General features: G+C 48.6%; 1 rRNA gene. It reads left to right on the top strand.

Annotation, left to right across the window (positions count from 1 at the left end):
* Positions 1–145 (top strand): 23S ribosomal RNA (locus tag IV91_RS0113480); the annotation flags it as partial.
* Positions 146–253 lie beyond the last annotated feature (108 nt).

Below are 253 nucleotides of genomic sequence, written 5' to 3'. Positions count from 1 at the left end.
CGGGAAACTTGCCTCAAGATAAGACTTCCCTGAGGGCTTGACCCTCCTAAAGGTTCGTTCGAGACCAGGACGTTGATAGGTCGGGTGTGGAAGCGCAGTAATGCGTTAAGCTAACCGATACTAATTAACCGTGAGGCTTGATCCTATAATCGCAGGCATCTGCGAGTTCGTGAAAACAATCAATCCAGTAACTTTACTTCAATCCAGTTTGTGCGTGCCGACGCGTTTTTTGTTTGGCGGCCATAGCGTCTTG

The sequence above is a fragment of the Ferrovum myxofaciens genome (genome assembly GCF_000735045.1).
In the GTDB taxonomy this organism is placed as follows: Bacteria; Pseudomonadota; Gammaproteobacteria; order Burkholderiales; family Ferrovaceae; genus Ferrovum; species Ferrovum myxofaciens.
This window is presented reverse-complemented; position numbering and strand designations above follow the sequence as displayed.